At 66.8% G+C, this 23,125-nt stretch carries 17 protein-coding genes and 1 pseudogene; 8 read left to right on the top strand and 10 right to left on the bottom strand.

Going from position 1 to position 23,125, the window contains the following annotated elements:
- Positions 1–85: 85 nt before the first annotated feature.
- A complete protein-coding gene (locus tag ACNA0R_RS08350; RefSeq protein ID WP_415825486.1) occupies positions 86–1,018 on the top strand; it encodes a LysR substrate-binding domain-containing protein in 933 nt (310 codons plus the stop codon).
- Here the strand turns inward: ACNA0R_RS08350 and ACNA0R_RS08345 are convergent, their stop codons facing one another.
- The 4 genes from ACNA0R_RS08345 to ACNA0R_RS08330 all read right to left on the bottom strand — a co-directional run bounded on the left by ACNA0R_RS08345 (position 1,019) and on the right by ACNA0R_RS08330 (position 7,290).
- Positions 1,019–3,046 carry a protein-L-isoaspartate(D-aspartate) O-methyltransferase gene (locus ACNA0R_RS08345; RefSeq protein ID WP_415825485.1) on the bottom strand — a complete coding sequence of 676 codons (2,028 nt, stop codon included), beginning with the start codon at positions 3,044–3,046 and terminating at the stop codon, positions 1,019–1,021.
- A 79-nt stretch (positions 3,047–3,125) separates the two neighbouring features.
- Positions 3,126–4,697 carry a UdgX family uracil-DNA binding protein gene (locus tag ACNA0R_RS08340; protein WP_415825484.1) on the bottom strand — a complete coding sequence of 524 codons (1,572 nt, stop codon included), beginning with the start codon at positions 4,695–4,697 and terminating at the stop codon, positions 3,126–3,128.
- Complete coding sequence (locus tag ACNA0R_RS08335) at positions 4,694–5,935, bottom strand: putative DNA modification/repair radical SAM protein (protein WP_415825483.1); 1,242 nt, start codon at positions 5,933–5,935, stop codon at positions 4,694–4,696. The genes ACNA0R_RS08340 and ACNA0R_RS08335 overlap by 4 nt, the downstream gene beginning before the upstream one ends.
- Before the next feature lie 110 nt (positions 5,936–6,045).
- Entirely contained in the window at positions 6,046–7,290 is a 1,245-nt protein-coding gene (locus ACNA0R_RS08330) for a hypothetical protein (protein ID WP_415825482.1), read from the bottom strand.
- A 338-nt stretch (positions 7,291–7,628) separates the two neighbouring features.
- Here ACNA0R_RS08330 and ACNA0R_RS08325 point away from each other — a divergent pair, with 338 nt between their 5' ends.
- The gene (locus tag ACNA0R_RS08325; protein ID WP_415825481.1) at positions 7,629–7,946 is read left to right on the top strand and encodes a DUF4148 domain-containing protein; all 318 of its coding nucleotides are present in this window, start codon (positions 7,629–7,631) and stop codon (positions 7,944–7,946) included.
- Between the two features lie 104 nt (positions 7,947–8,050).
- Here ACNA0R_RS08325 and ACNA0R_RS08320 read toward each other — a convergent pair whose 3' ends face one another.
- The gene (locus ACNA0R_RS08320; protein WP_415825480.1) at positions 8,051–9,361 is read right to left on the bottom strand and encodes a UDP-N-acetylglucosamine 1-carboxyvinyltransferase; all 1,311 of its coding nucleotides are present in this window, start codon (positions 9,359–9,361) and stop codon (positions 8,051–8,053) included.
- A gap of 291 nt (positions 9,362–9,652) precedes the next feature.
- Here ACNA0R_RS08320 and ACNA0R_RS08315 point away from each other — a divergent pair, with 291 nt between their 5' ends.
- The gene (locus ACNA0R_RS08315) at positions 9,653–10,132 is read left to right on the top strand and encodes a carboxymuconolactone decarboxylase family protein (protein ID WP_415825479.1); all 480 of its coding nucleotides are present in this window, start codon (positions 9,653–9,655) and stop codon (positions 10,130–10,132) included.
- Here the strand turns inward: ACNA0R_RS08315 and ACNA0R_RS08310 are convergent.
- Together ACNA0R_RS08310 and ACNA0R_RS08305 are read right to left on the bottom strand one after the other, a co-directional pair.
- Positions 10,129–11,136 (bottom strand): LysR family transcriptional regulator, encoded by a 1,008-nt coding sequence (locus ACNA0R_RS08310; protein ID WP_415825478.1) that lies wholly within the window; start codon positions 11,134–11,136, stop codon positions 10,129–10,131. The genes ACNA0R_RS08315 and ACNA0R_RS08310 overlap by 4 nt on opposite strands.
- 4 nt (positions 11,137–11,140) lie before the next feature.
- On the bottom strand, positions 11,141–12,034 hold the full coding sequence (locus tag ACNA0R_RS08305; RefSeq protein WP_415825477.1) for an RNA polymerase sigma-70 factor: 894 nt from the start codon (positions 12,032–12,034) through the stop codon (positions 11,141–11,143).
- A gap of 146 nt (positions 12,035–12,180) precedes the next feature.
- Here ACNA0R_RS08305 and ACNA0R_RS08300 point away from each other — a divergent pair, with 146 nt between their 5' ends.
- The 3 genes from ACNA0R_RS08300 to ACNA0R_RS08290 are packed head-to-tail and all read left to right on the top strand — an operon-like array spanning position 12,181 to position 16,564.
- Positions 12,181–13,419: an HlyD family secretion protein gene (locus ACNA0R_RS08300; protein ID WP_415825476.1), complete on the top strand. Its 1,239-nt coding sequence runs from the start codon at positions 12,181–12,183 to the stop codon at positions 13,417–13,419.
- Positions 13,416–14,996, top strand: coding sequence for a DHA2 family efflux MFS transporter permease subunit (locus ACNA0R_RS08295; protein WP_415825475.1), 1,581 nt, complete (start codon positions 13,416–13,418; stop codon positions 14,994–14,996). Before ACNA0R_RS08300 ends, ACNA0R_RS08295 begins: the two co-directional genes overlap by 4 nt.
- Positions 14,996–16,564 carry an efflux transporter outer membrane subunit gene (locus ACNA0R_RS08290; RefSeq protein ID WP_415825474.1) on the top strand — a complete coding sequence of 523 codons (1,569 nt, stop codon included), beginning with the start codon at positions 14,996–14,998 and terminating at the stop codon, positions 16,562–16,564. Before ACNA0R_RS08295 ends, ACNA0R_RS08290 begins: the two co-directional genes overlap by 1 nt.
- Before the next feature lie 102 nt (positions 16,565–16,666).
- Here ACNA0R_RS08290 and ACNA0R_RS08285 read toward each other — a convergent pair whose 3' ends face one another.
- From ACNA0R_RS08285 to ACNA0R_RS08275, 3 genes are all read right to left on the bottom strand, one after another.
- Positions 16,667–17,836 (bottom strand): zinc-dependent alcohol dehydrogenase, encoded by a 1,170-nt coding sequence (locus ACNA0R_RS08285; RefSeq protein ID WP_415825473.1) that lies wholly within the window; start codon positions 17,834–17,836, stop codon positions 16,667–16,669.
- Positions 17,837–17,976: 140 nt separating this feature from the next.
- On the bottom strand, positions 17,977–18,237 hold the full coding sequence (locus ACNA0R_RS08280; RefSeq protein WP_415825472.1) for a hypothetical protein: 261 nt from the start codon (positions 18,235–18,237) through the stop codon (positions 17,977–17,979).
- 86 nt (positions 18,238–18,323) lie between these two features.
- Positions 18,324–19,265, bottom strand: coding sequence for a LysR substrate-binding domain-containing protein (locus ACNA0R_RS08275; RefSeq protein ID WP_415825471.1), 942 nt, complete (start codon positions 19,263–19,265; stop codon positions 18,324–18,326).
- Positions 19,266–19,371: 106 nt separating this feature from the next.
- Here ACNA0R_RS08275 and ACNA0R_RS08270 point away from each other — a divergent pair.
- Together ACNA0R_RS08270 and cydC are read left to right on the top strand one after the other, a co-directional pair.
- A pseudogene (locus ACNA0R_RS08270) lies at positions 19,372–21,225 on the top strand (ABC transporter ATP-binding protein/permease); the annotation flags it as partial.
- Position 21,226: 1 nt separating this feature from the next.
- Positions 21,227–23,076, top strand: a 1,850-nt coding sequence (gene cydC, locus ACNA0R_RS08265; RefSeq protein WP_415825470.1) for a thiol reductant ABC exporter subunit CydC, incomplete at its 5' end; no start/stop codon positions are given.
- Positions 23,077–23,125 lie beyond the last annotated feature (49 nt).

Here is a 23,125-nt window from a genome sequence, read left to right as displayed (position 1 = left end):
GAGAAACTTTACGCAGGACCATTCGGCGCAAAAAGGGGGTTAACATGAACGGATCGTTCTATGAATAGGACAATGGGCGACCGCCATGCAGGATCTGAACGACCTCTATTACTTCTCCCAGGTGATCGAATATGGCGGATTCAGCGCCGCGTCCCGGGCGCTGAATATTCCCAAGTCGCGCCTGTCCCGGCGGATCGCGGAACTGGAAGCCAGCCTGGGCGTGCGGCTGATCCAGCGCAGCACCCGGCGCTTGCGGCTGAGCGCCGCCGGTGAACGCTATTTGCAGTATTGCCGCGAGATCTCCGCGGCCGCGCGCGCCGCCAACGATGCCATGCAGCACCTCAAAGCCGCGCCGTCCGGCCCGGTGCGCGTCAGTTGTCCGGTCGCGATCGCGCAATGGATGGTGGCGCCCATACTGCCCGAATTCCTCGACGCCTGGCCCGAAATCCGGGTGGAATTGATGGTCACCAACCGCCCCGTGGACCTGATCGCCGAAGGGGTGGACCTGGCGATCCGCGTACGCGAGCGATTGAACACGGATGCCGACTTCGTCGTGCGGCACCTGGGCCAGGCTTCGGGACTGCTGGCGGCCAGTCCGGCCTACCTGCAGCGCTGGGGACACCCCGCGACCGTGCAAGAGCTGAGCGACCACGCCGCCCTGCACTTCGCGTCGCCGGGCGAAACGCCGCGCTGGACGCTGCTGGATGAGCAGGGCGCCCGGGCCGACGTGCCCATCAAGCCCGTGCTCGTATGCAACGATTTCACCGTGCTGGTGGAGGCCGCCGTGCGTGGCCGGGGCATTGCACTGCTGCCGGTCACCGCCACGCACGAGGAACGACGGCTGGGCCGCCTGGTGCAAGTGCTGCCGGAGTGGCGATCGCAGAGCGGCATCCTGCATTGCATCTACCCGTCGCGCCACGGCATGACGCCGGCGGTGCGTGTCGTGCTGGATTTCCTGACGGAGCGTCTGAAGGTCTCCTATCAGCAGCAGTCGCTGGCGCTGGCGCCTTCCCGATAGCTATACCGCGAAGGGGTAGGTGTCCGGCACGCCTTCCTTGCGGTGCGCGGGCAGCGGTGTGACGGCCTCGGTCTGGTCGAACCAGACATAGGCGTCGTACTGCTCGGAGAGCGCGGCTTCCGCATAGTGGCTGTAGAGCTCGGTCTCCGGGCGGTAGATCACGCCGATATAACGCTCCAGCCGCGGGTGTTTCAGCTGCGTGCGCAGGTCGTCGTGCACGCCGGGGCGCAGGTCCAGCAGGAAGCGCGGCTGGCCGGCACGGTGCATCATGTGTTCATAGCTGTCCGGCCGTGCCGGCCGCACCCGCATCAGCCGCACCGCGCCGTCCCAATCGTCCGCGGCGGCGACCGTGCCGGCATAGGTGCCGAAGCCGATCAAGGCGACCTGTTCGCCGTATCTTTCGCGGCACAGCTGGCCGATATTGACTTCATCGCGCACCCGGCCCATCTCGGTGGCGGACGCATCGCCGATATGGGAGTTGTGTGCCCAGACCACGGCGCGCGCGTGCGGACCGCGAGCGTCCAGCAATTGCGTCAGGGTATCGAACATATGCGTATCGCGCAGGTTCCAGCTTTGCGCGGGCCCTTGATACAGCGTTCGATAATAGCGTTCGGCGGAGGCCACCAGGCGGGCGTTCTGCGTCGCATCCAGGAAGCTGTCGGCATCCTGCGCGGCATACTCCAATCGCTTGTCCAGCAGATCGCCCAGTTGCCGCAGAACGGCTTGTTCGCATTGCCGGAAGCCGTCGCTGGCCACCGCGCGCGCATAGACGCGCGGGTCCTTCTGCCAGGGCATCAGGCAGCCATAGCGCTCGCGCGCGATGCGCGCCGCGTCCGGGTCGGCCTGGTCCAGATAGGACAGCACCGCCGCGATCGATGCCGACATGCTGTACAGATCCAGGCCGTAGAATCCGGCGCGCTGGTCCGGCTGCAGTACGCCGTTATAGGCGTGCAGCCATTCGACGAAGGCCTCGACGTCGGTGTTGCGCCACATCCAGGTGGGAAAGCGGCGGAACGGCGGCTCGTGATACGCGCGCGCCGGTCTATGCCTGACGTAGCGATCGATCGCGGCGGCATCCGGCCAGTCGGCTTCGACGGCGACGATGTCGAAACCGTGCGCTTCGACCAGGCGCCGGGTGATCGCGGCGCGAGCGCGGTAGAAGTCGCTGGTGCCGTGGCTGGCTTCGCCCAGCAGCACGACGCGCTTGTCGGCGTAGCGGTCGAACAGCGGCGCGAACAAGGCATCATCGATATCCGGCAGCGCCTCGGCGGATTCCCAGATGGCTTCGGCCAGCGCATCCGCCGGCTTGGCGCTACGCGCGTTCCTGGATGACCGCCGCGCACTGGCCGTATCAGCGTTGGTCTCATGCCGCGCCGTGTCGTCTGTCCAGCCCTGTTCGCCGATCAATGGAACGAAGGCCACGCCGCCCAGGTCTTCCTCGTTATATTCGTCGCGTCCGACCCGCGTGATGCGAACCAGGCGTTGGCCGCCATGGCGTCCGCCGATCGGCATCACGATGCGTCCGCCTATCGCCAGTTGCTCGCGCCAGGCGTGCGGCACGTCCGGGCCGGCGGCGGCCGCCAGGATGGCGTCGAAAGGCGCGTCGTCCGGCAGGCCCGCCGTGCCGTCGCCCGTATGGACGCGCACGCGGTCATAGCCGAGCGTCCGCAGCGTTTCGCGTGCCTTGTCGGCGAGCTCCGGCAGCCGTTCGATGCTGTCGACCCGGTCGGCCAGCTCCGCCAGCACGGCGGCCGCGTAGCCTGAACCGGTACCGATTTCCAGCACGCGATCGGAGCGGTTCAGCCGTGCCGCCTGTGCCATCCAGGCGACGATGTAGGGTTGCGAGATTGTCTGCCCGGCTTCCAGCGGCAGAGGCGTATCGTCATGGGCGAATTCCGCCAACGCGGGTGGCACGAAGGCCTGCCGCGGCACGCGCGCCATCGCGGCGAGCACTCGTTCGTCGCGGATGCCACGAGCGCGGATCTGGCGCTCGACCATATCGTGCTGTGTTGCCGTGCTGTCGTTCATTCTGCTCGCCGTCCCTGGACTGGAATGGTTGGCAAGTGCCGCAACGGGCGTGCCGGCGTGCCGCGGGCGCGGGCAGCGCTTAGGGGCCGGCGCCCGCGGACAGGTCACGAGCGCGTGAGACGGCGCGCGCGATGCCGGTAACGATTTCTTCGCGCGCCGCCGGGTCGTCGACCCGCAGCGCATAGGAGGGATGCCAGGTGGCGACCAGCCAGGCATCGCCCAGCCGCACCGGGGCATCCAAATAGTCCCGCATGCTGACCTTGCGCCGCAGGATCGCGCCGAGCGCCGTGGCGCCCAACGTTACGATAACGGCGGGTCGCACGCGCGCCAGCTCCTCTTCCAGCCAGTGCGCGCAGGCATCGACCTCCTGCTGGGCGGGCGTCTTGTGCATGCGCCGCTTGCCACGCGGGATCCACTTGAAGTGCTTGACGGCGTTGGTCAGGAACAGGTCCTGGCGCGGCATGCCGGCGCGTTGCAGGGCCTCGTTCAGTACTTGTCCGGCCGGCCCGACGAAGGTGCGGCCGGCCAGGTCTTCCTGGTCGCCGGGCTGCTCTCCCACCAGCATGATGCGCGCGGCCGCCGGGCCCTCGCCGGCGACGGCCTGCGTGGCATGGCGCCACAACTCGCAGCGGCGGCATGCGTCCAGCGTGGTGGGGGCCGGACGCGCGGGTTGCGCGCGCCGCGCGTCGACGGCGACCTGCTTGCCGCCCATGGCGCCCACCGTGTTGGCCTGCGCCACCCGGCGCGCGCCGTTGCGTGCCTCGGCGATCATGCCGGGAATCAGGGGGCCTTCCGGCAGGCCCTTCCAGAAGCGCACCGGCATCTGCCGGTGCAGGGCGTTTTCGTTCAGGCGGGCGGGATTGAAGATGTTCCTGTAGTAGGCCAGCCAGAGCGGTTCGGCCCGGTCCCGCGCCGCGTGGGCGCGTATGGCGTCCGCGTCGGGCGGCGCATTCGTCAGGCGCAAGGCCTGGCCGTCCCATAGCGCCGCCCCCTGCGGCGTGCCGATCAGCCAGGACGACCTGCCCATGCGCCGCGCGAAGTGATCGGCCGCGTAGGCCAGGACGTCGTGGTCGGGCTCGTACCACGCCAGATATTCCGGTGTCGAGCCCGCGTCGGCTTGATGGAAGCGGACATAGGCGATCATGTCGTGCTTGGCGCGCCGCACGGATTTGACCATGGCGTGCAGGCGCTGCCCGTCTTCATCGGCGGCCGACTCCACCGCCCGGTCGCCTTGTTGCCAGCGCCACAGCACGCGGTAGAGGAAGGCCCAGCGCCGTGGTGAACGATAAAGCGCGGCATCCTGCAGCAGCGCGGCCAGCGTCCTCGAAACGCGCACCGCGGACGGCGCGGCGGCCGAGGGTGGCCGCGATGGCGGATCAGGGGTGTCGCCGGAGGCACCTTCGCAGACGTCATTCTCATCCGCCGCCGCCATGCCGTCCGGCGCCGAAGGGACAGCTCCGCCGGGCGCGATGTCCACGGCCGCGTAGTCCAGCGACATCTGCTCGGCGCCACCACCGCCGGGCAGCGGCAGCTGTTCGATCCAGGTCACGGCTTCCGGCGGCCAGCCCAGGGCCAGCGCGCGTAGCGCCTGCTCGCGCCAGCCCGCGTAGCCGTTCTGCACCACCAAGGTGGGCGGAGGCGCGGCCTTCATAGCAACGATAGTTGCCGGGGCGCCTGCGACAGCGAACGCCGCAACTGTTCGGATGGCGGGTCCGCAAGGCCCGGCCGATAATCCTGCACCACGATGAAGGGCTTGACCTTGTCCATCGCGCAGCGCAGGCGCACCAGATCCTGATAACGCACGGCCCGCAGGCGCCGCAAATCGGTCAAGCGCCTGGCGTTGCGCATGCCTATGCCGGGTACGCGCGCGATCAACTGCGGCGGGGCGCGATTGATGTCCACCGGAAAAGATTCGCGATGGGCCAAGGCCCAGGCCAGCTTGGGGTCGATGTCCAGCGGCAGGTCGCCCGCGCCGGGCAGCAGTTCTTCCGCCCGGAAGCCATAGCCGCGCAACAGGAAGTCGGCCTGGTAGAGACGATGTTCGCGCAGCAAGGGCGGCGCTTGCGCCGGCAGGGACGATGGGCTGTCCGGTATCGGGCTGAACGCCGAGTAATACACGCGCTTGAGCTTGTACGACCCGTACAGTGTCTGCGCCGTCTGCAGGATGGTGCGGTCGTCGGCATCGTCGGCACCGACGATCATCTGGGTGCTCTGGCCGGCGGGCGCGTGGCGCGGCGGCCTTCTGCTGCCCTTGGTGCCTTTGGTGTCCCTGGCCTCTTCCTGCGCGGTTTCCTGGTCCAGCCGGATCGACCCCATGGCGCGCTTGATGGTATGGGCGCTTTTTTCCGGGGCCAGCCGTTGCAGGCCGCCGTCGGTAGGCAGCTCGATATTGACGCTGAGCCGGTCCGCATATTGTCCGGCCTGCGAAATAAGCCGCGCGTCGGCATCCGGAATCGTCTTCAGGTGGATATAGCCGCGGAACTGATGATCCTCGCGCAGCGAGCGCGCCACGTGGACCAGCTGCTCCATGGTGTAGTCCGCGCTGCGTATGATGCCCGAGCTGAGGAAGAGCCCGTCGATGTAGTTGCGGCGGTAGAAATCCAGCGTCAGGTCGACGACCTCGCGCGGCGCGAAACGCGCGCGCGGTACGTTGCTGGATCGGCGGTTGACGCAATACTGGCAGTCGTATTGGCAGAAATTGGTCAGCAGGATCTTCAGCAGCGACACGCAGCGCCCGTCGGGCGTAAAGCTGTGGCAGATGCCGGCGCCGGTGCTCGCCCCCAGGCCGTCGCGGCCGCGGGAATCCCTTTTCGGCGCGCCGCTGCTCGCGCAAGAAGCGTCGTACTTGGCCGCGTCCGCGAGGATTTCCAGCTTGGTGAGCAATTCCATGATCGGGGAATACTGTGTTTATATCCAGTATTATACGCAGCCCGCGGGCGGGCCCCGCCGTCTGGAACAGCAGAGCAAGAGCGGCGCGCGCCTATGCGCTTGCCTCGCCGCTAAGCGAACAAATCGATGGGATCGCCTTGCGGCAGCCTGCGCGCCGCGAGCGCGGCGGCCAGGATGCTCATCGCCAAGGTTGCGAGCAATACCGACGCGGCCGTGCTGGCGGTCATGGAGAAGGTGAGCTGGGTGATGCGCTCCAGCATCTCATACAGCACTATCGTGATGGCCAGCGAAGTGGCGAACGCGGCGACGGCGACGAACAGGGCGAGCTGCATCATCAGGGCCAGGAAAAAGCCGGTGCCGTACCCCGCGGCGCGCAGGGCGGCGTATAGGGCAAGATTGCTTTCGGTAATCCCGCGCAGCACTTCCAGCACGAAGACCACGCCGATCAGGATGCCGACCAGAATGCCGAAGGTCGTAACGATGCCCACCGGCGTGCGGTGAGCGAAGTAGCCGCGTTCGGCCTCGACAAAATCGTCCTTCAGCCACACCTGCGCGCTGCCGCGCATGCGGCGCGCCAGCTCGTCGCGCACGCGGCCGGCATTGGCGCCCGGCACTATCTTGACCAGTCCCAACGAGACACGGTCCGCGGATTGCTCGAACAGTCTGAAGAATGTCAGGTCGCTGACGATCAGGTTGCCCGGAAAGGTGAAATCCGGTCCCAGCCGGAAGGTCCCGATCATGTCGACATGCGAGGCTATGGCGTCGGCGGCGCCATCATCGGCACCCGCTTGGGCGTCCCGCTTGAGTTCGAACATGCCATCCGGGCGTATCGCGTTCCGCAGATAGATCCGCGGAATCTCGCCCTGGTGTATCTCTTGAACGCGATCGGCGAACCGGCCGCGCGAGCGCGCGTCGAGCAGCGCGGTGTAGAGCGGGCGCAGCCGCGCCAGCTGGCGTTGCAGCCCGGGCACCTTGAGTACGCCGTCCGTCGCACTGAAGCCGATGATGCGGACGGCGAGGGGACTGCCGCCTTCCGTCATGCTCGACTGTGACATGCGCACATAGACAGGCATCGCGCTGCTTACCCCGGCCACGTCGCGTGCCTGGTACACCAGGGCGCGCGCGAATGACGGCGGCGTATCGGCGACGGTTTCGAACGACGGTCCGCTCATGACGATATCGGCGTCCAGCGCACGCGCGAAGTTCAGTACGCTGTCCGTGACCGCATTCTTGAACCCCAGTTGAATGAACACCAGCACCACCACCACGCAGACGCCCGCGAACGTCGCGATCAATCCTGGGTCGTTGTGGCGTAGCTGGCGCAAGGCCAGGCTGGTCGAAAACGGCAGCGTCATCGCGGCCCTTCAGGGCGTCTGAGGCGGTCCGCGCTTATCGGCACGCCGGGTCCGTGGAAAATTACCCCAGCCTCGCCGGTTTGACACTAGTCAGATACATTGATGTGATGTTTTGACAACGTAGGCGGCGCAGCGTCTCGGTGGGCGTGCCCGACGCGGCCGCCGCACCGCGCCGGCCCTAGGGATTACCCTCGATTCTGAGAAATTGATTCTCGCTACGACGATTTATCCACGGCGTCCGGGCGAGCAGAATCCTGGCCATACGGAAGGGCACCAGCGGACACCCGGACCGATCGCGATGTCCCCGCCCCCGAAATGAACAGACGAGGAGTACAGCCATGAAGACCAGGACTATTGTTTCCGCTTTGATTCTGTCGGCCGCCGCCGTGGGCGCGGCCCAGGCGCAGACGACGCCGTTCCAGGGCGTTTACGGCAAGCAATACAGCAATGTGACGCGCGACCAGGTCATGCAGGAACTGCAAGCGGCCCGTGCCGCCGGACAGATGAGCAACGAAGACATGGACAACCAGCCGTTCAAGGCCCAGCCCGCCAGCAGTGCTTCGCATATCAGCGTCGCCACCCAGGGCGACCGCGACCCCAGCGGCCTGGGCCATGTGAAGTTCGGCGACACCGACAACGTGCCGTTCCAGGGCTGATACGCCGCGCGCGATAGCCGTCAAGCGCCGGACCGCGGCTCCACCATATCGGTGGGCCGCGGTCCGGCGCTTTCGCTTTCAGGGGCGGCTGTTTCCCGGCCGGGCTACTCGCCGCTGGTCCATTCGACGTTGGCGCCGACCGACCGCAGGTTCTCGACGAAATTGGGATGGGCGCGGCGGATCGGCAAGGCGTTGGTGATCTCCGACCGGCCCTCGATGCTGGCGGCCACCATCAGCAGCGCGATGGCGACGCGGATGATGTAGGGGCTTTCCACCTTGGCGGGACTGAGCGGCAGGCCGCCGAAGGTGATCAGGCGATGCGGGTCCGAAAGAAAAACATGCGCGCCGAACTTCGATAGCTCGACGGACCATCCCATGGCGCCGTCGTAGACCTTGTTCCAGAACATGGCGCTGCCCTCGGCCTTGACGCCCAGGGCAATGAATATCGGCAGCAGATCGACGGGCAGGTAAGGCCAGGGAGCGGCCTCCACCTTGGTCAGGATGTTCTGTGTGAAAGGCTTGCGCACGCGCAAGGGGCCGTCGCGCAGCGCATGCGACCAGCCATCGCGATGCACGACCTCGATCCCGAATTTGGCGAAAGTGCGATCGATCAGCGGAAACTGTTCGGGCGCGGTGTTGCGCACGGCGATGTCGCCGCCGGTGATGGCGCCGAGGGCCAGGAAGGTGGCGATCTCGTGGAAATCCTCGCTGAAGCGGAATTCGCCGCCGGCCAGTTTCCGTCCCCCTTCGACGCTCAGCCGCGACGTGCCGATGCCCTGGATGGTGGCGCCCAGCATCGCCAGGAAGCGGCAGAACTCCTGCACGTGCGGTTCGGACGCGGCATTCACCAGCGTCGACGTGCCGGCGGCGGATACCGCGCACAGCACGAAGTTTTCCGTGGTGGTCACCGAGGCATAGTCCAGCCAATGATGGTTGGCCGTCATGCCGCCGCCCGGGCGGTCCGTCCTGACGATCAGCGAGTCGGCGGTACGGGATACGCTGGCGCCGAAGCGTTCCAGGACTTCCACGTGCGGATCGATTTCGCGCACGCCCAGGGTGCAGCCCTTGACGTCGTTTTCCAGGCGCGCGACGCCGAAGCGAGCCAGCAGCGGCGGCACCAGCATGATGGACGAACGCATTTCTTCCGGCAGGCGATGCACCGCCGGGTCGAAGGCCGTCGCGCGGTGGTGCAAGTCCAGGATGCCGGTGGCGAAGTCCATGGAAACGTCGCTGCCCAGCGTGCGGAAGATATCCAGAATCCGCTTGACGTCGGTGATCTCGGGCACGCCGATCAGCCGCAGCGGCTGGTCGGTAAGCAGGGTGGCGCAGAGGATGGGCAGGACGGCGTTCTTGTTGGCGGAAGGCACGATCTTGCCGCGCAGGGGCAGGCCGCCGTTTACGATCAGGTTCGACATGTCGGTGGTGAATATGCGGGACTCGCGGAGAAGGCGCCTATCATGCCACGCGGATCGCGGCGCGGATATGGCGTAGATCTCAGTGTCCGATGGCATGGCGTCGCGTCGGCGCCACGGTACGTCCGGAGCGCGTCGCAACGGCATTGTTGCGCGTCCGGCAACGCCATGATTCACGGCATAGGCCTAGCGGCGGCATGACGCCGCGCCTACGATAGCTTCGTTGCCGCATCGCGGGCAACGCGTGACCGTGGCGCCAGGCACGGTCCGGCCAAATCCACCGACGGGATCACCATGACGCAACGCCTTAACGCCGCCGAACAATGCCCTCAATTGTTCAAGAAATTCGCCGAAGTCGGCATGCTGCTGAAATCCGGCGGCATGGAACGATCGATCATCAACCTGATCGAAATCCGCGCCTCCCAGATGAACGGCTGCGGTTTCTGCCTGGACATGCACGTCAAACAGGCGAAGATCCAGGGCGAACGCGAGCTTCGCCTGCACCACGTCGCCATCTGGCGCGAGTCGACGCTGTTTTCGCCGCGCGAGCGGGCGGCGCTGGCATGGACCGAAGTCCTGACCCGCCTGCCCGAGGATGGCGTGCCCGATCATCTCTACGAGCACGTCCGCGAGCAGTTTTCGGAGAAGGAAATCACCGAGCTCAGCTTCGCGGTCATGATGATCAATGGCTGGAACCGCCTGAACGTGGGCTTCCGGACCACGCCCGGCCTGCTGGACAAGGCGTATGGGCTGGACAAGGCCGGGCTGGATTAAGCAGCCAGGACGGCCGGCATTCCGGCGGGCGCCGGAATGTCGTGCGATTCCAAGGCCCGGATATGCGCCGTCATGTAATCCACGAACACCCTGATCCGGGATGGCAGATGCTGGCGGCTCAGGTAGCAGATATAGTGGCCGCGATCGCGCGGCGCGTGCTGCGGCAGGCAGGACAGCAGGCGTCCGGCGCGCAGATGGTCGTCCGCCTGGTACGCGGCCATTTGCGCCAGGCCATGGCCGTCCAGCACCGCGTGCAGCACCAGGTCGGCATCGTCGAAAGCCATCATCGCCCCCGGTGGCCGCGGCAGGAATTTGCGCAGTTGTCCATCCACCAGGAATTCCCATTCGTACACGCGTCCCGACGCCAGGCGGAAGTTCACGCAGCGGTGGTCGCCCAGCGCTTCCATGGTCGCCGGCAATCCATGCGACCGGGCATAGGCCGGCGACGCGCACAACACCATTCGCATCGGAATCAGCTGCCTGGCGATGACCTGGCTGTCCTCCATGCGGCCATTGCGAAAGGACACGTCCACCCGGTCGCGGGTGAAGTCGGTGGCCCCGTCATCCAGCAGCAGGTCGATGGAGATATCCGGATACGCCGCGCGAAAGCCGGAAAGCAGCGGCGCGACAACCTTGCGGCCGAACCCGACCGTCGAGCACACCCGCAGGTGACCGGACGGCGGACCTTCGCGTAGTTCGCGCATGTCGTCCAGCGCCTGTACGACGCGCCGGACGCCCTCGTGGCAATTCTGGTAGAAGCGCTCGCCTTCGCGTGTCAGCGAGGTGCTGCGAGTGGTGCGGACGAACAGCCGGACGCCCAGCTGGTCTTCCAGCTTCTGTACGCTGCGGCTGACGGCGGACCGGCCGATGCCCAGGCGGTCGCCCGCCTTGGCGAAGCTGCCTTCCGCGGCGACCGCGATGAAAGCCACGACGCCCGCATAGCTGGTCGCGAAGCTGGAGGCGAGCAGATCCGGGCCCGCACCGGTAAGAATTTGCTTGTCCATGCCCCTAAGACGAAGCAGGCGCCCGTTTTGTGACGTCGGCCGCCATGGACGCCAGTTTGTCGGGATTGCGCTGTACCAGCACGCGCACGATGCGCTCGCCGTCCGTCTCGTACGACTGCACGGATTCCAGGACGCCGCCGATGAAGCGCAGCAGGGCCCATTGGCCATTGACCAATGCCACTTCGACGCGCAGCCCGTCACCGTGCCGGCGTTTGCCGGCGTAGAAAAGCTGTGCCAGCCGCTTGCCGCCCACCAGGCTGGAGAAGCTGGGCACCTTGCCGCCGCCGTCGCTTATCAGTTCGGCGTCCTCCGCCAGCATGGCATGCAGGCCATGGAAGTCGCCCGCGCGCATGGCCTGCGCAAAGCCTTGCATCAGGCGGTGATGGGCGTCGCGCGAAACCGCGCGGCGTGGTGCATCGTCCTGCAATTGTTGTTTGGCTCGCCGGACCAGCTGGCGGCAGGACGCTTCGGTTTTGCCCAGCGCGCGGGCAACGTCGCCGTAATCGGCGTCGAATACCTCGCGCATCAGGAAAGCGGCGCGCGCTTCCGGGCTCAGACGCTCCAGCATGAACAGAAAGGCTACCGAAAAGTCGTCGGCCGCTTCATGGATCTCCGCCGGCGTGGGCGGCGAATCCTGCAGCAGGGGCTCGGGCAGCCAGACACCCGCATAGGCTTCGCGCTGCGCCTTCAGGGCACGCAGCCGGTCGATGGACAGCCGCGTGGTGACCGTGACGAGCCACGCTTCGGGGCTCTCCAGCGTCGAATGATCGGCTTCGTTCCAGCGCAGCCAGGCGTCCTGCACGATGTCCTCGGCGTCGGCGATGACGCCGAGCATGCGGTAGGCGATCGCGTGCAAGCGCGGACGGTGGCGGTTGAACAGGCCGGTGGGATCGATCATCGCGGGTTCGAATGCAAACGTGTAAGCCGTGCACTTATGACGGTGCGTCTGCTTAAAAGAAGCTGAAGTCCGAGGGCGAAGTTTATCGCGCCGTCAAGGCATGGTCCTTGCTGTGGCGGCGTGCTCAACTTTGACCACATCCTCTTATGGAAGATCCATCCCAGCAAGCTCGCGAAGGCGGCACGCCAGCCGGTGGCCCGCACGGCGCCGGCAATGGCAACGGCAAGGACAACGGCAAGGACAACGGCAAGGACAACGGCAAGGACAACGGCGGCGCCCAAGACAATGGCAACGGCAAGGGCAGCGACAGGGATGCCGGCGACAAAACCGAGGGTGGCAAGGAACCCCGCCGTCGCAGCAAAAAGCCGCTGATCATCCTGATCATCGTCGTCATCGTTCTGGCCGTGGTCGCCGCCATCTGGTGGTTCCTGACCCGCAACGATGTTTCGACCGACGACGCTTACACCGAGGGCGACGCCGTTACGATCGCGCCGAAAGTCGCCGGCTACGTCGTCGACCTTCGGATCGGCGACAACACGCGTGTCCGCGAGGGCGACGTGCTTCTGCGCATCGACCCCCGCGACTACATCGCGGCCCGCGACCAGGCGCAAGCCCAGGTTCAATTGGCGGATGCGCAGTTGCATCAGGCGCGGACCCAGCTCGCGCTGGCCGAAGTGCAGTATCCCGCCCAGCTGACCCAGGCCCAGGCGCAGGAGCAGGCTGCCCAGGCGGACCTGGCGAACGCACGGGCCAATTATCAAAGGCAGCGCAAGGTGGACCCACGCGCCACCAGCCAGCAGAACGTCGATACCGCCACCGCGCAGATGCGCAGCGCAACGGCGGCCGTGGCGCGCGCGCAGGCCGAGGTCAAGGCCGCCAACGTGGTGCAGCAGCAGATCGCGCAAGCCCGCGCGCTGGTCGAGTCGCGCCAGGCGCAATTGCGCGCGGCGCAGGCGCAACTGGAGCAGGCCGCGCTGAACCTGTCGTATACCGAAATTCGCGCGCCGGTCGACGGCTGGGTCACGCGGCGCAATGTGCAGCCCGGCAAGCTGGTGCAGGCGGGTATGTCGCTGTTCTCGCTGGTGCCCCAGGCCGTGTGGGTGGCGGCCAATTACAAGGAAACCCAACTGGACCGTATGCGCCCCGGCGATCCGGTCGACATCGAGGTGGATGCCTATCCGCAACTGAAGCTGCACGGCCACGTCGATAGCGTGCAGCTGGGATCGGGCTCGCGCTTCTCCGCCTTCCCCGCCGAAAACGCGACGGGCAACTTCGTCAAAATCGTCCAGCGCGTCCCGGTCAAGATCGTCATCGACGACGGACTGGATCCGTCGCTGCCCCTGCCGCTGGGGCTGTCGGTTACACCCACGGTGCACGTGAAATGAGCGCCTCCGCCACGACGGCGCAGCAATGGCGCCCCAGTGCCAACCCGTGGCTGATCGCCGTGTCCGTGACGCTGGCGGCCTTCATGGAAGTGTTGGACACCACCATCGTCAACGTGTCGCTGCCCCACATCGCCGGTACGATGTCCGCCAGCTACGACGAAGCGACCTGGACCTTGACCTCGTATCTGGTGGCCAACGGCGTGGTGCTGCCGATCTCCGGCTTCCTGTCGCGCACCTTGGGACGCAAGCGCTACTTCCTGATCTGCATTATTGCGTTCACCTGCTGCTCCTTTCTGTGCGGGATCGCCACCAACCTGGGCGAGCTGATCGTGTTCCGCATGCTGCAGGGTTTTTTCGGCGGCGGCCTGCAGCCCAGCCAGCAGTCCATCATCCTGGATACCTTCGAGCCTTCGCAACGCAGCCGGGCGTTTTCCGTGTCGGCCGTGGCCATCGTCGTGGCGCCGGTGCTGGGGCCGACGTTGGGAGGGTGGATCACCGACAATTTTTCCTGGCGCTGGGTATTCCTGATCAACGTGCCCGTCGGCGTACTGACCGCGCTTGCGGTAATGCAGGTCGTCGAAGACCCGCCATGGCAGAAGCCGACGCCCCTGTCCAAACTGCACATCGACCTGCCCGGCATCGGGCTGATCGCGCTGGGGCTGGGATGCCTGCAGGTCATGCTGGATCGTGGCGAAGACGAAGACTGGTTCGGGTCCAACTTCATCCGTGTCTTCGCCGTGCTGGCGGCGCTGGGCATATCGGGCGCCATTGCATGGCTGCTGACCGCGCGGCGGCCGGTAGTGGACTTGCGGGTGATGAAGGACCGCAACTTCACCCTTGGCTGCATTACCATCGCCGCCTTCGCCGGCGTGCTGTACGGCAGTTCTGTGCTGCTGCCGCAATTGGCGCAGCAGCATCTGGGCTATACGGCGACGCTGGCGGGACTGCTGCTGTCGCCGGGCGCCTTGCTGATCACCTTCATGATTCCCATCGTGGGCAAGGTCATGCCGCTGGTGCAGACGCGGCATTTGATCGCGGTGGGCTTTCTGCTGCTGGGCGCGGCGCTGTTCTATTCGCACCATCTGGTACCGGATATCGATTTCAACACGCTGGTGATCATGCGCATGGCGCAATCCTTCGCACTGGCCTTTCTGTTCGTGCCGACGAGCACGCTGGCCTACGTCAGCCTGCCGCAGGAGATGAATGACGACGCGGCGGCACTGTTTACGATGTTCCGCAACATCGCCGGCTCCATCGGGATTTCGCTGGCGACAGCCGGCATACGCGAGCGGACGCAGGTGCGCATGGCACACCTGTCCCACAACATGACGCCCCTTTATCAGCCTTATCAGGACACGCTGGACCGCGTGGCGCAGGCCTTGCACGATTATGCCGGCGCCGCCGGAGACGCGACGCAGGCCGCGGCCGCCCAGATGTACCAGATGTTCGTCTCCCAGGCCACGATATTGGCCTACATCGACGTGTTCGCCATCTGCGGCATATTCGCGTGGTGCTTTATTCCGCTCACCTTTCTGTTTTCGCCGACCCGTGCGTCCGGTAAACCGGGAGGCCACTGATGCGGCGCGGTCATGCCTATCACCCCCTGGCGCTGTCAATCGCCTTGCTGTGCTCCGCATGCACCGTGGGGCCGGACTTCCATAAGCCCGATCCCGCCGTGCCGGACGCCTACGCGGACCGTGTGCGTGCGCAATCCTTGCGGCAGGGGGGCCGGGTCGAGTCGACCGTGACGGATCAGGCCGATCCAGATCCCCGCTGGTGGCGGCGGTTCAATGATCCGCAACTCGATGCGCTGATCGACCGGGCTATCGCCGGCAACCTGTCCTTGCAGCAGACCGTGCAGCGCATCGCGGCGTCGCGCGCGCAGGCGCGGGCCGCCGGTGCCGCCGCCTTGCCGCAACTGAACGCCAGCGGCAGCTATACCTATCAGCAGCTGGGCGCGCGTGGCGTGCTGGAATCCCGCGGCGTGCCGCAGAAGATAGATCGGCTGGGCGCACCGGGTTCGCCGCTGGACAACGTATCGCCCGGCGCCGGTGCGGCGGCGCAGGCCGCCGGCAGGCAGCTTATCGACAAGCTCGAGGACCCCGTCAACCTTTATCAGGTGGGCTTCGACGCCAGCTGGGAGCTGGATCTGTTCGGCCGTGTTCGCCGCACCGTGGAAGCCGCCGACGCCCAAACGGAGTCGGCGATCGAAGCCCGCAACGACGCCCTGGTATCCCTGGAAGCGGAAGTCGCCCAGACTTATGCGCAGTTGCGCGGGGCGCAACTGATGACCCGCATTGCAACGGAGCAGATCCGGGAGGACCAGCAGGTGCTGGATCTGACCCGCAGCCGCCAGCAGGCCGGGCTGGCCAGCCAGACCGATGTGGAGCGCGCGCAGGCGCAGCTGGGCGCGTCGCAATCGCAACTGCCGCTGTACGAACAGCAGACCACCACGGCGCTGAACGGATTGGCGCTATTGATCGGCGCGCCGCCGGGGACCCTGGATGCGGAGCTGTCCACGCCTGGCGCGGTGCCGCCCGTGCCACCCAGCGTGCCGATAGGCCTGCCCGCGGAGCTGGCGCGCCGCCGTCCCGACATACGGCGGGCGGAAGCCGATTTGCACGCCGCCACGGCACAGGTCGGCGCTTCCATCGCCCAGCTTTTTCCCGATCTATCCTTGACCGGCAACATAGGATTGCGCGCCACGGAGGCGAGCTATCTGACGCGCTGGGCCAGTCTCTTCTATTCCGTTGGGCCGCAGATCAGCCTGCCGATCTTCCAGGGCGGCGCGCTGCGCGCGCAGATCGCCATGGCCCGCGCCGATCAGGCCGCGGCCGCGCTGGCCTACAGGCAGACGGTGCTGTCCGCGTTGCACGACGTGGACAACGCGCTGGTCCGCTACCGTACCGACCAGTCCCGGCGCGACACCATATCGACGGTCGTGGACGCCAATCGCCGGGCCTTCGACCTCGCGCGCGACGGCTACGTGAACGGCCTCAACAGCTTCATCGAAGTGCTGGACACGGAACGCCAACTATCGAACAGCCGCAACGAGCTGGCCAATGCCACCGTGCGCGTAACCACCGACCTCGTCGCCCTGTACAAGGCGCTAGGCGGGGGATGGGAAGCGACGCCGCAGAATTAGCAAGATGCCGCCCGATCAGGGACGCGACGGAGCCGGCTCCGCCGGTCCGCCCGCGTCGCCCCCTAGAGGGGGAAGCGCGCAGCGCTGCGGGGGTGGACCACCTCACGGCCTCAACACCACCTTCACGCAGCCATCCTTCTTATCGCGGAAGGTCTTGTACATCTCCGGACCATCTTCCAGGCTCACGCGATGCGTGATCACGAACGACGGATCGATCTGCCCTTCGGCGATGCGCTTGAGCAGATCATCGGTCCAGCGATTGACGTGCGTCTGCCCCATGCGCCAGGTCAGGCCTTTGTTCATCGATGCGCCGAACGGTATCTTGTCGATCAGGCCACCATACACGCCTGGTACGGACAGCACCCCGGCGGGACGGCAGACATAGATCATCTCCCGCAGCACATGCGGCCGGTCGCTTTCCAGCATCACCGCCTGCTTGGCGCGGTCGTACATCGAGTCGATGGAGCGCGTGGCGTGCGACTCCATGCCCACGGCATCGATGCATTTCTCCGGCCCCTTCCCGTGCGTCAGTTCGCCCAGGCGATCCAGCACGCTTTCCTCGTCGAAGTTGATCGCGATGGCGCCGCCGGCGCGCGCCATATCCAGGCGCTCCGGCACGCGATCGATGGCGATCACCTGCTTGGCGCCCAGCAGCACGGCGCTGCGGATCGCCATCTGCCCCACCGGACCGGCGCCCCAGATCGCAACGGTATCCGTCGGCTCGATGTCGCACTGCGCCGCCGCCTGCCAACCAGTGGGGAAAATATCGCCCAGGAAGAGTACCTGCTCGTCGCTCAGCCCATCGGGAATCTTGATATGCGTCTTGTCGGCGAACGGCACGCGCACGAATTCGGCCTGGCCGCCGGGATAGCCGCCGGTCAGATGGGTATAGCCGAACAAGCCCGCGGTCGTGTGGCCGAACAACTTGTCCGCCGTGTCCTTGTTGCGGTTGGTGCGTTCGCAGACGGAGAAATTGCCGCGCTTGCACTGGTCGCATTCGCCGCAAATGATGGTGAAGGGCACGACGACACGGTCGCCCGGTTTAAGTGCCTTGTTGTCGGCGCCGACCTCCATCACCTCGCCCATGAATTCGTGGCCCATGATGTCGCCATGCTTCATGCCCGGCATGAAGCCGTCGAACAGATGCAGGTCGGAACCGCAAATCGCGCAGCAGGACACCTTGACGATGGCGTCGCGGGGATGTTCGATCTGTGGATCAGGTACGGTATCGCAGCGGATATCGTGTTTGCCGTGCCATCGTAGTGCTCTCATCGCGTTCTCCCGTAGCGTTGTCCAGATGGACGGGGCCATGAGCGCAAGGGTCATGCCCCTGCTGAGTACGCGCCGCCCGCTGGCGTCGCGGCGCCGCATGCGGCTTCATCGCGGCAAGCCAGGCGCGTCGCGGGCGTCGCTCAAACGCCTTCCTTCTTGGGCAGCACGGCGGGCGTATCGTCGGGCGGGCTGAATACGCCACCTTCGTCGTCGCTTTCGGGATTGGGATTGCCGTCGAACTGCGTCGCTTTTTGGCCGACCGTGGTCTGGCGTTGCTGATCCGCGTCCTTGCCCTTGTGCAGCTTGTCCTGCACATCGTTGGCGATGTCGACCTGGCTTTTGGTGGAGGGCTCGGGCGGCGTGGTGCGGGTGGGATCTTCGATGGGACGGTTATCGGTCATGATGATGCTCCATATCGGTGGCGAGACCGGCAGGCCGCAACCGTCATTCCCATGGGGGCATCGGGCCGCTTTGCATGAAGCAGGATTCAGTCCGTCGGTTGGCGAGCTTCGTCCAGCAGGAAGTCCACCAGCGTCGGCAGCGCGGCATCGTCGGGCCGGTCGGGCCGCATGCGCATCACATAGCCCCATGATCCCGCCATGCGCAGCGCGGGCACCAGCGGCACCAGCCCGCCGCGCGCGATTTCCTCATCGATCAGGGGCGATCTTCCCAGCGCGATGCCGGCGCCCGCCACCGCGGCGGAGACCACCGTGCTCAGTCCGCTCAGGACGAGCGGTTCCTGCCACTGCGTGTGGTCCAGTTGCAGGCGCTTGCGCCAGGTCCGCCAGCTGGTTTCCGGACTGGCCACGTGCTTTTCCTCCAGCCAGCGGTGGCGGGCGAATACCGCCGGGTCGTCGCGTTCCGCCGCGTCGATCAGGGCGGGGCTGCACACCGGCATCACCGTCTCCTGCATGAGCCGGATATCTCCCGGCGCCGGCCGATGCGGACCTTCGTCGCGCATGTGCAGGAAAGCCAGGTCGATGTCCTGCTCCTGCCAGGCCGGGTCCTGATTCGTGTGCAGATAGACCTGCACGTCGATGTCCGGATGCGACTGCACGAAGCGGCCTATGCGCGGCGCCAGCCACAGCGCGGCCAGGGAAGGGTTGGACGATATGTTGAGGCGGTGCGGCTGCCGCGCCCGCGCGGAGGCGCGTACGTTGCGGCAGGCGGTCGCCAGCAGGGTCAAGGCCTGTTGCACTGACGCCAGCAGGTCGGCGCCGGCCTCCGTGGGCTCGGCGCGGCGCGTGGTCCCGCCACGCCGCAGCAGGACCACCCCAAGCTCGGACTCCAGCGCCCGCAACTGGTGGCTGACGGCGCTTTTGGTGATGTTCAATTCCGCCGCGGCCCGGCTCAGGCTGCCCAGGCGGGCGACCGCTTCGAACGCGCGCAGGGCGGCCAGGGGCGGGGTACGGAAAGGCAAGGTCGGCATGGGTGTAATTAAACTCTACCCACGATCGAAAAACTATCACTATTCCGACACCCGCGCGGAAGGCAACAATGCGGTACATGCACGGAAAGGGAAAGGGGCGGGCACCATGTATTTCGACTTTCGGCTGTGGCAGCTTACCCGCGGCATGCGGGGCCAGCTGGCCGGCGGCATTCTGCTGGGGTTGCTGGCGCTGGCGGCCGGCATAGGACGCTATGTATTCCTGGGCCAGATGCTGGCGCGCGTGTTCGGCGGCGATCCCTGGCAAAGCTGGATCTGGCCGGCCGCGGCCGCCGCGGCGATGGTGCTGTTGCGGGCCGCGTTGGACCATGGCCGCACAGTGCAGGCCAACCGCTGCGCCGCCACCGTGCAGCAGGTGCTGCGCGCCAGGCTATATGATCGCATCGTCGCGCTGGGACCGGCCTGGTTCGCCAATCAGCGCACGGGCGGCGTGATGTTGACGGTGGTCGATGGCGTCGAGCAGTTGCAGACTTTCTTCGGCCAGTATCTGCCGCAGGTGGCGATCGCGGCCGCGGCCCCTTTCGCGATTTTCGCGGTCATCGCCTTCTGGGACGTGCCGACCGCGCTGGTGCTGTTGGCGGCGGCGATATTCGCCCTGGTGGGGCCCATGGCGGTGCACATGCTGGACCGGCGCGCCAGCCTGAACCGGGCGAAATCGCTGCAGGATTTCGGCGAGGACTTCCTGGACGCGGTGCAGGGGCTGCCCACCCTCAAGTCCTTCGGCCAGGGCAAGTCCTGGGGCCGCCGGCTGGCCGAGCGGGCGCGCCGCTTGTCCGACGGCACGATGTGGGTGCTGTCGGTCAGCCTGCTGACGCGTGGCATCAGCGATCTGGGCGTGGCGCTGGGCGCCGCGCTCGCGCTGACCTTGGGCGCCTGGCGCGTCGGCCACGGCGAGATGAGCGTGGAAGCGCTCTTGATCGTGCTGATGGCCGGTACCGAGATCTTTCGCCCGCTGCGCGAGCTGCGCGCGGTGTTGCATCGGGGCATGCTGGGTCAATCGGCGGCGGCCAGCATACACGCCTTGATGGACGCGGAATCCGGCGCGACCGCGGCGGACGCCACCACCGGCGGGCGCGCGCCGGCACGGTCAGATGCGCCGGATGACCAGGCGGCCGGCATCGGGGCCATGCGCGTCGGTGCGTCGAACACGGCCACGGACATCCGCGCGGCGGACTTCCGTCCCAGTATCGAGTTCGACGACGTGACATTCGCGTATACGCCGCAACGCACGGCGCATCGCGGACTGAGCTTTCGCATCGCCGCCGGCGAACGGGTAGGGATCGTCGGGCCCAGCGGCGCCGGCAAGTCGACCATCGTGCGGCTGCTGCTGCGCGAATGCGTGGCGCAGCGGGGCGCCGTGCGTATCGGCGGTTACGACATCAGAGACCTGGACGCGGATGCGCTGCTGTCGCGCATTGCGGTGGTCAGCCAGGACATCACGCTATTCCATGGCACCCTGGATGAGAACCTGCGCCTGGGAAGATACGACGCGAGCGCCGAGCAGGTTCGCGCCGCGGCGCGCGCCGCCAATATCGATGATTTCATCATGGCGCTGCCGGACGGCTACGCGACGCGCATCGGCGAGCGCGGCCTGCAACTGTCGGGCGGCCAGCGCCAGCGCCTGGCGATAGCGCGCGCGCTGCTGCGCGATGCGCCCATCCTGATCCTCGACGAGGCGCTATCGTCGGTGGATACCGAGAACGAAGCCATCATCCAGCAGGCGCTGGATCGCCTGATGGCGGGTCGGACGACGCTGATCCTGGCACATCGCCTGGCCAGCGTGCTGGGGGCGGACCGCTGCCTGGTGCTTGATGGCGGCAACGTAGCGGAAGCGGGCACGCACGCCGAGCTGATGGCGCGTGGCGGCCTCTACTACGAGCTGATGCACGAACAGGATGAGGCGCGCGGGCAGAAGGATCCGTCCGTCCACGCTGCCGGCGCGNGCGCAGGCGCAGGCGCAGGCGCAGGCGCAGGCGGCGGCATCGATCCGGATGCACATGCACATGCACATGCACATGCGCAGGCAGGCGCCGCGCCATCACGTCCCGAACCGCGCGCGCTCGACGAAGACGCCCGGCACGTCGGCTGGCGCGCCACGCTGGCCACCCTGCTGGCCGTGGTGCACCCATGGCGCGGGACGCTGATAACCACCATCGTCCTCGGCATCGCCCGCGTGGCCGCCTACATCGGCGTCGGCGTACTGAGCGCCCTGGTGGTAGCCGCCGTGCGCGACGGCCGGGACGCAGGCGCCCTCATCATCGCGCTGCTCATGACCGCGCCGCTGGCCGCGCTGTTCCACTGGCTGGAGTCCTGGCTGGCCCACGCCATGGCCTATCGCCTGCTGGGCGATATGCGCGTGAACCTCTACGACAAACTGGAGCGGCTGGCTCCCGCCTATCTGCTGCGCCGCCGCTCCGGCGACCTGGTCGCGCTGGCCACCCAGGACGTGGAGATGATCGAATACTTCTACGCGCATACCATCGCCCCGGCCATCGTCGCGCTGCTGGTGCCGCTGACCGTGCTCGGTTTCCTGTTCGCCTTCAGCTGGCCGGTCGCCGCAACCCTGCTGCCTTTCCTGGTCTATGCCCTGTTCGCCCCGGTGCGCGGCCGCCGCCACATCGATGCGCTGGGCGACAAGGCCCGCGCCGCGCTGGGCGAAATGAGCGCCCATGCCACCGACACGATACAGGGCCTGGGCGAACTTACGGCCTTCCAGGCGACTGCCCGCCGGCGCACGGAATTCCTGTCGCTGGCCGGGCGCTACGGCCAACGCCGCCTGGATATTCTGCGCGACCTATCGGGCCAGACAGCCCGCTTCGAAGTCGCGATGGGCCTGGGCGGCCTTGCCGTCGCCGTCGTCGGCGCGCTGCAGGTATCGGCCGGCCAGCTGGACGCGGGCATGCTGCCCCTGCTCATCCTGATATCGCTGGCGACCTTCCTGCCGGTATCGGAAATCTCGCAGGTCAGCCGGCAATTGGCCGATACCGTGGCGGCCTCCCGCCGTCTGCATGTCGTCAATCATGAGCCCGAGCCGGTGCGCGACGGCCCACTGCCCGCGCCACGCGGCGCCGATGGTCTGGCGCTGGAATTCGATCACGTCAGCTTCGCCTATCCCGGCCAGCGCGAGTACACCTTGAAGGACTTGAGCTTCAACGTGCCGGCCGGCGCCATGGCGGCCATTGTCGGACCATCCGGCGCCGGCAAGAGCACCGTCGCCAGCCTGCTGCTGCGTTTCTGGGATCCCGCCCAGGGCGCCATACGCGTGGGCGGCGTCGACGTGCGCGAACTGGAACTGGACGGCTTGCGCGAATGCGTGGCGCTGGTGACCCAGGACACCTATCTATTCAACGACACGCTGGAAGCGAATATCCGGCTGGCACGGCCGGATGCCAGCGATGCCGATCTGCGCACGGCGCTCGAGCAGGCCGCGCTGACGGATTTCGTGCGCGCCTTGCCCGATGGCCTGGCGACCCGGGTGGGCGAACGCGGCATGCAGTTGTCGGGCGGCCAGCGCCAGCGTATATCGATCGCACGCGCCTTCCTGAAGAACGCGCCGGTGTTGATCCTGGACGAGGCGACATCGCATCTGGATACGCTGTCGGAGCTGCGCATCCGGCGCTCGCTCCAGCTCCTGATGCAAAATCGCACGACGCTGGTGATCGCCCACCGCCTGTCCACCATCCGCGAGGCCGACCTGATCCTGGTATTGCAGGATGGCCGGCTCGCGCAGGCCGGCACGCATGAGGCGCTATTGGAACGGCAGGGCTTCTACGCGCGAGCCAGCGCGCATTGAGGCGGCCGTGACGAGGGTCGTGGCAAGGGCCGCGCGGCGCGGGGAGGGC

Source organism: Bordetella sputigena (assembly GCF_965137885.1).
Taxonomy (GTDB): Bacteria; Pseudomonadota; Gammaproteobacteria; order Burkholderiales; family Burkholderiaceae_B; genus Bordetella_C; species Bordetella_C sputigena.
Note: the sequence above shows the minus strand (reverse complement) of the source record. Positions and strands in the feature narration are given on the sequence as shown.

Excerpts from the sequence above, each read along its gene's own strand:
- ACNA0R_RS08310 (WP_415825478.1), bottom strand. The coding sequence starts at position 11,136 with ATGGACAAGCAAATTCTTACCGGTGCGGGCCCGGATCTGCTCGCCTCC.
- ACNA0R_RS08295 (WP_415825475.1), top strand. The coding sequence starts at position 13,416 with ATGAGCGCCTCCGCCACGACGGCGCAGCAATGGCGCCCCAGTGCCAAC.
- ACNA0R_RS08335 (WP_415825483.1), bottom strand. The coding sequence starts at position 5,935 with ATGGAATTGCTCACCAAGCTGGAAATCCTCGCGGACGCGGCCAAGTAC.
- ACNA0R_RS08305 (WP_415825477.1), bottom strand. The coding sequence starts at position 12,034 with ATGATCGATCCCACCGGCCTGTTCAACCGCCACCGTCCGCGCTTGCAC.
- ACNA0R_RS08285 (WP_415825473.1), bottom strand. The coding sequence starts at position 17,836 with ATGAGAGCACTACGATGGCACGGCAAACACGATATCCGCTGCGATACC.
- ACNA0R_RS08315 (WP_415825479.1), top strand. The coding sequence starts at position 9,653 with ATGACGCAACGCCTTAACGCCGCCGAACAATGCCCTCAATTGTTCAAG.
- ACNA0R_RS08280 (WP_415825472.1), bottom strand. The coding sequence starts at position 18,237 with ATGACCGATAACCGTCCCATCGAAGATCCCACCCGCACCACGCCGCCC.
- ACNA0R_RS08290 (WP_415825474.1), top strand. The coding sequence starts at position 14,996 with ATGCGGCGCGGTCATGCCTATCACCCCCTGGCGCTGTCAATCGCCTTG.
- ACNA0R_RS08345 (WP_415825485.1), bottom strand. The coding sequence starts at position 3,046 with ATGAACGACAGCACGGCAACACAGCACGATATGGTCGAGCGCCAGATC.
- ACNA0R_RS08275 (WP_415825471.1), bottom strand. The coding sequence starts at position 19,265 with ATGCCGACCTTGCCTTTCCGTACCCCGCCCCTGGCCGCCCTGCGCGCG.
- ACNA0R_RS08350 (WP_415825486.1), top strand. The coding sequence starts at position 86 with ATGCAGGATCTGAACGACCTCTATTACTTCTCCCAGGTGATCGAATAT.
- ACNA0R_RS08330 (WP_415825482.1), bottom strand. The coding sequence starts at position 7,290 with ATGACGCTGCCGTTTTCGACCAGCCTGGCCTTGCGCCAGCTACGCCAC.
- ACNA0R_RS08300 (WP_415825476.1), top strand. The coding sequence starts at position 12,181 with ATGGAAGATCCATCCCAGCAAGCTCGCGAAGGCGGCACGCCAGCCGGT.
- ACNA0R_RS08325 (WP_415825481.1), top strand. The coding sequence starts at position 7,629 with ATGAAGACCAGGACTATTGTTTCCGCTTTGATTCTGTCGGCCGCCGCC.
- ACNA0R_RS08340 (WP_415825484.1), bottom strand. The coding sequence starts at position 4,697 with ATGAAGGCCGCGCCTCCGCCCACCTTGGTGGTGCAGAACGGCTACGCG.
- ACNA0R_RS08320 (WP_415825480.1), bottom strand. The coding sequence starts at position 9,361 with ATGTCGAACCTGATCGTAAACGGCGGCCTGCCCCTGCGCGGCAAGATC.